General features: G+C 61.0%; 12 protein-coding genes. All 12 read right to left on the bottom strand.

Annotated features, from left to right (window positions below; translation table 11 throughout):
* Window positions 1-209: 209 nt before the first annotated feature.
* On the bottom strand, window positions 210-806 hold the full coding sequence (gene paaY, locus ABIE02_RS17950) for a phenylacetic acid degradation protein PaaY (protein WP_032611045.1): 597 nt from the start codon (window positions 804-806) through the stop codon (window positions 210-212).
* A 10-nt stretch (window positions 807-816) separates the two neighbouring features.
* Window positions 817-1,752, bottom strand: coding sequence for a phenylacetic acid degradation operon negative regulatory protein PaaX (gene paaX, locus ABIE02_RS17945; protein ID WP_059307777.1), 936 nt, complete (start codon window positions 1,750-1,752; stop codon window positions 817-819).
* A gap of 87 nt (window positions 1,753-1,839) precedes the next feature.
* The gene (gene paaK / locus ABIE02_RS17940; RefSeq protein WP_077227297.1) at window positions 1,840-3,156 is read right to left on the bottom strand and encodes a phenylacetate--CoA ligase PaaK; all 1,317 of its coding nucleotides are present in this window, start codon (window positions 3,154-3,156) and stop codon (window positions 1,840-1,842) included.
* A gap of 34 nt (window positions 3,157-3,190) precedes the next feature.
* Window positions 3,191-4,396, bottom strand: coding sequence for a 3-oxoadipyl-CoA thiolase (gene pcaF, locus ABIE02_RS17935; RefSeq protein ID WP_032611048.1), 1,206 nt, complete (start codon window positions 4,394-4,396; stop codon window positions 3,191-3,193).
* Window positions 4,396-4,818, bottom strand: a complete 423-nt coding sequence (paaI, locus tag ABIE02_RS17930) for a hydroxyphenylacetyl-CoA thioesterase PaaI (RefSeq protein ID WP_032611049.1) — start codon at window positions 4,816-4,818, stop codon at window positions 4,396-4,398. Before paaI ends, pcaF begins: the two co-directional genes overlap by 1 nt.
* A complete protein-coding gene (paaH, locus tag ABIE02_RS17925; RefSeq protein WP_336994548.1) occupies window positions 4,808-6,229 on the bottom strand; it encodes a 3-hydroxyacyl-CoA dehydrogenase PaaH in 1,422 nt (473 codons plus the stop codon). Before paaH ends, paaI begins: the two co-directional genes overlap by 11 nt.
* Window position 6,230: 1 nt before the next feature.
* Window positions 6,231-7,016: a 2-(1,2-epoxy-1,2-dihydrophenyl)acetyl-CoA isomerase PaaG gene (gene paaG, locus ABIE02_RS17920; RefSeq protein ID WP_032611052.1), complete on the bottom strand. Its 786-nt coding sequence runs from the start codon at window positions 7,014-7,016 to the stop codon at window positions 6,231-6,233.
* A gap of 2 nt (window positions 7,017-7,018) precedes the next feature.
* Complete coding sequence (gene paaF / locus ABIE02_RS17915) at window positions 7,019-7,786, bottom strand: 2,3-dehydroadipyl-CoA hydratase PaaF (protein WP_164540510.1); 768 nt, start codon at window positions 7,784-7,786, stop codon at window positions 7,019-7,021.
* Entirely contained in the window at window positions 7,783-8,853 is a 1,071-nt protein-coding gene (gene paaE, locus ABIE02_RS17910; protein WP_336994547.1) for a 1,2-phenylacetyl-CoA epoxidase subunit PaaE, read from the bottom strand. Before paaE ends, paaF begins: the two co-directional genes overlap by 4 nt.
* 7 nt (window positions 8,854-8,860) lie before the next feature.
* Entirely contained in the window at window positions 8,861-9,358 is a 498-nt protein-coding gene (gene paaD / locus ABIE02_RS17905) for a 1,2-phenylacetyl-CoA epoxidase subunit PaaD (RefSeq protein WP_032611055.1), read from the bottom strand.
* Window positions 9,359-9,372: 14 nt separating this feature from the next.
* Complete coding sequence (gene paaC / locus ABIE02_RS17900) at window positions 9,373-10,119, bottom strand: 1,2-phenylacetyl-CoA epoxidase subunit PaaC (protein ID WP_032611056.1); 747 nt, start codon at window positions 10,117-10,119, stop codon at window positions 9,373-9,375.
* Window positions 10,120-10,127: 8 nt separating this feature from the next.
* Window positions 10,128-10,415 carry a 1,2-phenylacetyl-CoA epoxidase subunit PaaB gene (paaB, locus tag ABIE02_RS17895; RefSeq protein WP_032611057.1) on the bottom strand — a complete coding sequence of 96 codons (288 nt, stop codon included), beginning with the start codon at window positions 10,413-10,415 and terminating at the stop codon, window positions 10,128-10,130.
* Between the last annotated feature and the right edge of the window lies 1 nt (window position 10,416).

The raw sequence follows: 10,416 nt of genomic DNA, 5'->3' as shown, positions 1-10,416 counted from the left end.
ACTACACTACTTCGTGGCCTTTATCGCATCTCGTTACTGCTATATTACCGCACCGTGAAACCTTTATTTCGCTGTGGTGCTGAGTTCTAATTTACTCATTATAGATGCAGAGTCAACACCCTAATTACGCACTGTTAGACTTTCTTGTTTAATATCATGAAAACAGATAATTACGTGATCCCGATCCCGTTTGTTCAGGGGGTTGCCGCTCAGCTGGACGATTTTGGTCGCAGGTTTTCGTCAAACACCAGCCGCTTACGATCCGGCTCCACCTCATGTAGCGGCTCCACCTGATGCATCGTCTGTTTGCAGCGTTCCACCAGGGTTTGATACTCACGGGTGCCCTGCTTCTTCCATTCCATCTCCTGCTCGCTCAGCGCCCGAATCGCTTTCGCCGGGCTGCCCAGGATAAGATGGTCAGCAGGCATTTCCGCTTTCGCTTTCACAAACGCGGCCGCGCCGACAATGCTGTTCTCGCCAATTACCGCCCCGTCCATGATCACCGCATTCATTCCCACCAGCGCATTCCGGCGGATGACGCAGCCGTGAAGGATAGCGCCATGACCAATATGGCCCTCTTCTTCCACTACCGTGTCCTGTTCGGGGAAACCGTGCATGATGCAGTTATCCTGGATGTTAGCCCCGTCTTTCACCACGATACGGCCAAAATCACCGCGCAGGCTGGCGTTGGGGCCGACGTAGACCCCCTTGCCGAGGATCACATCGCCAATCAGCACCGCCGTCGGATGCACATAACTCTCTTGCGGAACAACCGGGGTCAAACCATCAATTTGATATACAGGCACATTACCTCCTTTACGCAGGCGTCAGGCCGCCGAAGCGTTGCCAGTAGGAAGAGCCAGGCGACGGCAGTTCACCGACGGAGGTCTCCCCTTTCTCACTGACAAACGCCAGCGCACCCGGCGCGACGCGCTGATAAATGTTGATGCACAGCTGGCGGGCCGTCTGGCCTGCCCAGTGCGACGGGAGTAACTCTTCCGGCAGGAGCGGATCCTTGAGCACCACCCGGCGATAAAAATGGATCAACAGCAGCTGGATCTGGAAGCAGCGTTCCGGCGTTAGCTCTGCCGGGGTGGCCTCGCGCAGTAGCGGAAGGAGCGGTCGGAACGAGTCGATAAAGGTTTCGTACATCAGGTTCTGCTCGCTAAGCTGCCAGCACTCTTCAACCCGGGAGCGCAGCGCGGCGCGGGAGAGCGCCAGCGGCGAATGCGCCTCAAAGCAGATGACGTTCTCGGCCACGCCCGCTTCGTGCAGCAGGGTCTGGACATCCGCCAGCTGTTGCGACGGGGAGGCCATCAGGCTGGGGGCAAGCGTACCGAAGCCTTGCCAGATCAGCTGCTTTTTCACATCCGCCAGCGTGGCTTTATCCATTCCTTCGGAGAGCAACAGCAACCATTTTCCGTCCCAGGCCGGCAGCTCCGCGCGATAAATTTTTGCCTCAGCCCGCCGGGTTAAGCGCAACCCTTTGTCACTTAGCCGGTAAAAGCTGCGTCTGCCGATGCGAACCACATCCAGCCAGCCCTCTTTGTTCAGGCGGAACAGCGCGGTACGTACAAAGCGTTCGCCAAAGCCCATCCCTTCCAGCAGTGCCGCCAGGCTACCCAGCCAGACTTCGCCGCCGCGATGGGACAACGCATCGCCGTATAAGGAGGAGATCAACGACGTGCCGCTGACGGGAACGGAGCTGACCGCGTGCTGAATAAAGGCGTCGAGTTTACTCATGTGATTCATTCTGTTGTGATTATTTTGTCGGATGAATCATAGCATAGCACCAGACGCGTGACCCTCCCCAATAGGGAGAGGGTCAGCAGGCCGGGGTTAGCCGTTGGCGGCGACCTTACGCAGGTCGAAGACGCGGCAGGCTTTGCCTTCGGAACGCGGGATACTGCCGCAGTTCACAATGGTGACGTCGGTGGAGATCCCCACCATCGATTTGATGCGGTGGCGCAGCTCATGGCACACATGACAACGCTGTTCGTGGGTCAGGGTTAAGCTGCTCTGTTTCAGCTCCACTTTGACCGAAAGCGAATCAAGATGGCCCCGACGATTCACCTCCAGCTGGTAGTGCGGCGACAGGTGCTCAAACTTGACGATCTCCTCTTCCAGTTGTGAGGGGAAGACGTTCACGCCGCGGATGATGAGCATGTCGTCGCTGCGACCGCTGATGCGATCCATCCGGCGCATGGTGCGGGCGGTGCCCGGCAGCAGACGCGTCAGGTCGCGGGTGCGGTAGCGGATCACCGGCAGCGCCTCTTTGGTCAGGGTGGTGAAGAGCAGTTCGCCCTGCTCGCCATCCGCCAGCGGCGTGCCGTCGTTCGGGTTGACGATCTCCGGGTAGAAGTGATCTTCCCAGATAGTCGGCCCGTCGGCGGTTTCGATACACTCCATCGCCACGCCCGGACCCATCACTTCGGACAGGCCGTAAATGTCCAGGGCGGTAATGCCGAGACGTTTCTCGATTTCGCGGCGCATCGCCAGGGTCCAGGGTTCAGCCCCAAAAACACCGACGCGCAGGGAGCATTGGCTGGCATCGCCACCCATCTGGCGCTCAAGCTCTTCGATCAGGTTAAGGCAGTAGGATGGCGTCACCATGATCATGTCCGGCTGGAAATCGCGGATCAGCTGGGCCTGTTTCTCGGTCTGGCCGCCGGACATGGGGATCACCGTCGCGCCTAAACGCTCGGCACCGTAGTGTGCGCCCAGCCCGCCAGTAAACAGGCCATAGCCGTAGGCCACGTGAATTTTGTCTTTCGCACTGCCACCGGCGGCACGCAGGGAGCGCGCCACAATGTTGGCCCAGTTATCAATGTCGTTTTGCGTGTAGCCGACCACGGTCGGTTTGCCGGTGGTGCCGGAGGAGGCGTGAATACGCACCACCTGTTCCATCGGCACCGCGAAGGTATCAAACGGATAGTTGTCGCGCAGATCCTGTTTGGTGGTGCACGGGAACTTGCGGATATCCGCTAACTCTTTGAAATCGTCAGGGTGTACGCCCGCAGCATCAAACTTGCGCTTGTACATCGGCACGTTGTTGTAGGCGTGTTCTAGCGTCCACTTCATGCGCTGAGTTTGCAGGGCCTGCAGTTCATCCAGGGACGCGGTTTCGATCGAATCAAGCTTCGTTGTCATTGTGATTGTCATTGTAGGGTACTCACATTTTTATAATTGTTCAGACACGCTCAAGGATCATGGCAATGCCCTGACCGACACCAATGCACATCGTACAGAGCGCATAACGCCCTTTACGACGATGCAGCTCGTTGCTGGCGGCCAGCGCCAGACGCGCCCCGCTCATGCCCAGCGGGTGGCCCAGGGCAATAGCGCCACCGTTGGGGTTAACATGCGGAGCATCGTCCGGCAGCCCCAGCTCGCGCAGCACGCCCAGCGCCTGCGAAGCAAAGGCTTCGTTCAGTTCGATAACGTCCATATCAGTTATGCTCAGGCCAGCGCGCTCCAGCACGCGGCGGGTTGCCGGGACGGGGCCGAGTCCCATCAGACGCGGCTCGACACCGGCGGTCGCCATCGCCACAATGCGGGTACGTGGGGTTAACCCCTGCGCCGCCGCCATCTCTTCACTGGCGATAATCAGCGCCGCGGCACCGTCGTTTACACCAGAGGCATTGCCTGCGGTCACTACACCATTGGCGCGGAACGGGGCTTTCAGCCCGGCCAGCATCTCCAGCGTGGTGTCCGGGCGCAGGTGTTCGTCATGCACCACTTCGGTAACGGCCCCTTTTTTGCCTTTAACCATGACCGGCACGATCTCCTGGGCCAGGATGCCGTTGGCCTGCGCCCGGGCGGTACGCTGCTGGCTGCGGAACGCGAAGGCATCCTGGTCTTCACGGGAAATCCGTAACAATTCTGCTACATTCTCTGCCGTTTCCGGCATGCTGTCAGTACCAAATTGCTGCGCCATGAGCGGGTTCACAAAACGCCAGCCAATGGTGGTATCGAAAATTTCATTCTGGCGCTGGAAAGCGCTGGTGGCTTTGCCCATCACGAAAGGCGCGCGGGACATGGACTCCACGCCACCGGCAATCATCAGGTCGCCATCACCGGCGCGGATAGCGCGGGCGGCAAAGCCCAGCGCATCCAGACCGGAACCGCAGAGGCGGTTCAGGGTGGTGCCGGAAACGGTCTGCGGCAGCCCGGCTAACAGGAGGGACATCCGCGCCACGTTGCGGTTGTCTTCCCCCGCCTGGTTCGCGCAGCCAAAAATCACGTCATCAATACGTTCCGCATCCAGACCCGGATTACGCAGCAATAGCTCGCGCAGGGGGATCGCGCCCAGATCGTCTGCGCGCACGCCAGACAATGCCCCGGCATAACGGCCAATGGGGGTACGGATCCCGTCACAAATAAAGGCGTCACGCATCATGCTTCTCCTGTAATAGTGCCGCCGATGCGGTGGGATTTCCCACGGAACAGGGCAACGGTTTTGTGCTCTTGGTTAACAATTTCGATGTCATACACGCCGGTCTGTTTCCCCTGATGACGCACCTGCGCGGTGGCAGTGAGTTTGTCCTGGGCAAAGGCCGGGCGAACAAAATCGATGGTGCAGCCCGAGGCCACCGCAGCCAGCCCCTGGCTGTTGCAGGCGTAGGCGAAGGCGGTATCCGCGAGGGTAAAGAGCTGGCCGCCGTGGCAGCTCTTATGGCCGTTAAGCATCTGTGGCGTGACGGTCATGGTCAGGACTGCGACGCCCTCATCCATCTCAATAATGTCGATGCCATAGGCCTGGGCGCAGGCATCGTTTTCATACATGGCGCGGGCGTTGCGCCAGGCGTTATGACTCATAGCTACTCTCCAGAAGCGCGCGCTGGCGCAGCAGGGACGACGGACGGTAACGCTCTTCACCGTAGTGACGTTGCAGGTTTTCCAGAAGGCGTAGCAGACGCTGCCAGCCAAGCTGTTCTCCCCAGGCCAGCGGGCCGCGCGGATAGTTCACCCCGAGGCGCATAGCGGTATCGATATCCTGTTCGCTGGCGACCCCTTTTTGCAGGGCGTCGAGCGCTTCATTGACGATCATCGCCACCGTGCGCCAGATCAGCAGGCCGGGATAATCGGCTACCTGCAACACGCGCTTGCCCTGCTGCTGCAGATGCCACACCGCTTTGCGGTTGGCAGAGGCCGGGTTGCTGGCGGCAACGGCGATCACCGCGACATCCCCTTCCTGACGATCGCACACCACCACGGGCTGACCGTAACGGTTCGCCAGTGCCTGGGCGGTTTCGCCCTGGGTCTCAATCAGCAGCAGGCCATCTATTTCGGTGACACCGTCACTTCTTCTCTGCACGCTTATGGCGCTGTCCGCGTCGCTGACGGTCTCCAGCCAGCTTGCCGCAGGCCTGTCGCTGCGCCAGTTGTAGACCCCCTGGCCGCTCTTTTTGCCGAAGCGCCCGGCCAGCACCAGCTCCTGCTGTACCAGTGACGGCAGGAAACGGCGCTCCTGCCAGAAGGCGTTGAATACTGAACAGGTGACGGCGAAGTTCACGTCCTGGCCGATCATGTCGGTCAGCTCCAGCGGCCCCATCGGGAAGCCCGCACCTTCACGCAGCGCGGCATCGATCGTTTCCGGGGCGGCAACCTGCTCTTCGAGCGCGCGCCAGGCCTCGGCGTAGTACGGACGCGCCACGCGGTTAACGATAAAGCCCGGCGTGGACTGGCAGCGCACCGGCTGTTTACCCCATTTCACCGCCAGCGCGCTCAGTTGCTCAACCACCACTTCCGAGGTCGCCAGCCCGCTCACCACTTCCACCAGCTTCATCACCGGTGCCGGGTTAAAAAAGTGCAGCCCGGCCACGCGTTCGGGGTGGCTCAGGTCCGCGGCAATCGCGGTAAGCGAAATTGACGAGGTGTTGCTGGTCAGCAGGGTTTTGGCCGGGCAGATCTCTGCCAGTTGGGCAAACAACGCTTTTTTGACCGCCATCTGCTCAGACGCGGCTTCGATGACCAGATCGGCCCTCGCCAGCGCCTGAATGTCGGTCACCGGGACCAGGCGCTGGAGCGTCTGCTCGCACGCCTCGCCACTCAACTTGCCCCGCGCCACACGGGATTCCAGACGGGTGCGGATCCCGTCGATGGCGCGGGAGATGGCGTCGGCATTGATGTCATACACCAGCACCGGATGCCCGTGGCTGGCCGCCACTTCGGCGATCCCTGCGCCCATGATGCCGCTACCAATCACCGCTACGGTATGAATCGTCATCTTATTTCCCCGTAAACTGCGGCGCGCGTTTGTTAAGGAAAGCGCTGACCCCTTCGCGGTAGTCGGCGCTGCGCCCGGCCAGGCGCTGATAGTCGCGCTCCAGATCCAGTTGCGCATCAAGGGTGTTGGTTTCTGCGGCGTTAATGGCCTGCTTGATAAGCCCTAAGCCAAAGGTAGGCTGTGAGGCCAGATGCACCGCCAGCTGACGTGCGGTGTCGGTCAGTTCGGCATCATCCACCACCTGCCAGATCATTCCCCAGGCATGGGCCTGCTCAGCGCTGATCTTCTCCCCGAGCAGAGCCAGCCCCATCGCCCGGGCGCGGCCCGTGAGACGCGGCAGCAGCCAGGTGCCACCGGAATCCGGCACCAGCCCCAGCTTGCTGAAAGCCATCACAAAGTTAACCGAACGCGCGGCAATCACGATGTCGCAGCCCAGCGCCAGCGTGGCACCGGCTCCGGCAGCCACGCCGTTCACCGCACAGATCACCGGCTTAGGCAGTTTTGCCAGACGGCGCACCAGCGGGTTGTAGAATTTCTCCACCGACATCCCGAGATCGGGCGCAGGGCTGTTCGGGTCCACGTTACGGTCGTTAAGATCCTGCCCGGCGCAAAAACCGCGTCCGGCTCCGGTCACCAGCAGGCAACGCACGCGGTCATCGCGCTCGGCCTGCTTCAGGCACTCGGCCAGCTGCAGGTGCATCTCCTCGTTAAAGCTGTTGAGTCGCTCCGGGCGGTTCAGGGTGAGGGTCATCACGCCCTGCTCAACATGACTCAGAATGAAATCCATGGTTAGCGTCCTTTAAAATCGGGGGTGCGTTTTTGCAGGAAGGCATCGATCCCTTCCCGGCGATCGTCGGTGGCGGCCAGCAGCGTAAAAAGCTGGCGTTCCTGCGCCAGCCCGGCTTGCAGGGCCACTTCCTGGGACTGACGCAACGCCTGCTTCGCCGCCTGCAAAGCCAGCGGCGAATGGCGTGCCATCAGTGCCGCCTGCTGCAGGGCATATTCCAGGGTTAAGGCTTCGGGATAAACGTCGCTAACCAGCCCGGCCGCCAGTGCCTGACGGGCGGTGATGCTTTCGCCGGTCAACACCATTTTGCTGGCAAGGGATTTCCCGACGCTGCGGATCAGTCGTTGCGTGCCGCCAGCCCCCGGCATAATGCCTAAGGTGATCTCCGGCAGACCGAAGCGGGCGTTTTCCCCGGCGATGACCAGATCGCACAGCAGCGCCAGCTCGCACCCGGCACCCAGCGCGTAACCATTAACCGCGGCTATCAGCGGTTTGTTAAAGGCATTGATCCGCGCCCACAGCTGGGGGCGAATGTCGTTGAGGGTGGCGGCCAGATCTTTTTCGGCCATCTCATTGAGATCGGCCCCGGCGGCAAAGAAACGTTCGTTACCGGCAATCACGCACACTGAAATCTCGCAGTCAGAGGCAGCGGCTTCCAGGGTGGCGGCCAGCTCGCTCAACAGGGCGTTATTCAGTGCATTACGGGCCGCCGGGCGATTCAGGGTCAGGTGCAGCACCCGGCCGTGGCGGGTGACAATCAGGTCGCTCATGCCATCCCCTTCGCATCAAAGTCCACCACGACGTCGTGGGTCAGCGGCAGCGCCTGGCAGCTCAGGACGTAACCTGCCGCCAGTTCATCCGGCTCCAGGCTGTAGTTGGTGGCCATGTCCACTTTGCCGCGCACCACTTTGCATTTGCAGGTGGCACAGACCCCGCCTTTACACGCGTAAGGCAGATCGGCCCCCTGACGCAGCGCAGCGTCGAGAATGCTTTCGTCATCGGCGGTGAGGGTGATTTGGCGGTCGCGTCCGTCCTGGCGCACCGTCACTTTCTGCCCCTCGGCCTGGACGGCGTGAGCACGTTTCACCGTGGTGCCTGGGGTGTTAAAACGTTCAAGGTGCAGCGATTTTTCCGGCATCCCCAGCGCTTTCAGCGTCAGTTCAGCTTCATCCATCATCGCCGCCGGGCCGCAGATAAAGGCTTCGTCAAACTGGCTAAAGTCGATGAGGTGTTTTGCCAGGGCCTGCAGTTTTTCGCCGTCGATACGCCCGTGCAGCAGCTCGCTGTCCAGCGTCTCCTGACTAAAGATGTTGACCACCTGCAGGCGCGTCGGATAGCTATCTTTCAGGTCGGCCAGCGCCTGGCGGAACATCATGCTCTGGCTGCTGCGGTTGCCGTAAATCAGAGTGAACTGGCTGTACGGTTCGGTTTTAAGCGTGCTGGAGATGATGGCCAGCATCGGTGTGATGCCTGAACCGGCGGCAATCGCCAGATAGCAGCCTTCCCGCTCGGCCAGCGGCTGATAGCCAAAATGGCCCTGCGGTACCATCACATCCAGCGCCATTCCCTGTTTGATCTCATCCCGGGCATAGCGCGAGAAGCGCCCGCCGTCGATGGCCTTAACCGCCACGCTGATCTCGCCCGGCTGCACGCTGCGGCAGATGGAGTAACAGCGGCGCAGCTCTTCGCCAGCCAGATGGGCTTTCAGCGTCAGGTGCTGGCCTGGACGGAAGCGATACGCCTCCTGCAACGTCTGGGGAACCGCGAAGGTGATGGTCACCGCATCGCGGGTTTCGGGTTCTACTTTTGCCACCGTTAAGGAATGAAACGTTGTCATGGCGACCTCAAATACATTTGAAATAATCGAAGGGTTCGCGGCAGCTGTCGCAGCGATAAAGCGCTTTGCAGGCCGTGGAACCAAATTCACTGATCATAGTGGTGCGGGTGCTGGCACAGCGTGGACAGGTTACCCCGGCAGGCAGATGCGCATGGCAGCTGTGTCCGGCAGGTGGGCTGATGCCGTACTGGCGCAGACGCTCACGGGCGTCCGGCGTCATCCAGTCGGTGGTCCACGCGGGATCCAGCTGGATGGCAATGTGAACCGGTGCATAGCCATGCGCCGTCAGCGTGTCGCGTATCGCCCCCATCAGATGGTCGGTGGCCGGGCAGCCGGAATAGGTCGGCGTGAAGCCGATCGCCCAGCCTTCACCCTGTGGGGTCACGCTGCGCACCATCCCTAAATCGGTAATGGTCAACACCGGGATCTCCGGGTCCGGGATCTGGCTCAACAGGGACCAGATCTGCGGGACGGCGGCGGGGGCGAGGTCAGCAAAACGTTGCATGGCGATCTCCTGCGTTACCACTGCTGGCCGGGGTAGACGCGCTGCAGATACTGCATCTCTGCCAGCATCGGCCCCAGATGTTCGGTGTGCAGCCCTTTACGACCGCCGCTGCGGTAGGCCGACTCGTCCGGCACGCTCAGCGTTGCCTCGCTCAGCCCGGCAAAGACTTCGGCTTCCCATTCGGCACGCAGGCTGCGTGGATCCACGGCGATACCCTCGGCCACCAGCGCCAGGTCGATCTCATCGGCTTCGAACAGTTCGGCAGTGAAGCGCCACAGGTCGTTAACCGCCTGCTGCATTTTTTGCGTGGAGAGCGCGGTGCCGTTACCCAGACGTTCCAGCCAGCCGCGGCTAAAGCGCAGGTGATAGCGTGCTTCTTTAATGGATTTGGCGGCGATGGCGGCCAGCTGCCGATCCTGGCTCTGGGTCAGACGGGTAAACAGCGCCACATGCCAGGCGTCGATAAAGTACTGACGGGCAATGGTGTCGGCGAAGTTGCCGTTCGGCTGCTCCACCAGCAGCAGGTTGCTGAACTGACGTTCGTCGCGCTGGAAGGCCAGCGTATCTTCGTCGCCCTCACCTTCCAGTTCGGCGGCATAGGTCAAAAAGTTGCGCGCCTGGCCCAGCAGGTCGAGGCCGATGTTGGCCAGCGCGAGGTCGATCTCCAGCTCCGGGGCGTGGCCACACCAGGCCCCCAGACGCTGGGAGAGCACCAGGCCGTTATCACCCAGGCGCAGAACATAATGCGTTAACGTTTTCATCCCGGACCTCACATGTGCTCGATGCCATCAGGGATGGTGTAGAAAGTGGGATGGCGGTAGACCTTGCTTTCCGCCGGGTCGAAAAACTCACCGCGCTCTTCCGGCTGCGAGGCTACGATTTCGCTCGCCTTCACCACCCAGATGGAGCAGCCTTCGCTGCGGCGGGTGTATGCATCCCGCGCGTTTTCCAGCGCCATGCGATCGTCGGCGGCGTGCAGGCTGCCCACGTGACGGTGGGATAAACCCTGTTTGCTGCGGACGAACACTTCGTATAACGGCCAGTAGGTTTTGCTCATC

It is taken from the genome of Leclercia sp. 1548 (assembly GCF_050435045.1).
GTDB classification, from domain to species: Bacteria; Pseudomonadota; Gammaproteobacteria; order Enterobacterales; family Enterobacteriaceae; genus Enterobacter; species Enterobacter adecarboxylatus.
Note: the sequence above shows the minus strand (reverse complement) of the source record. Positions and strands in the feature narration are given on the sequence as shown.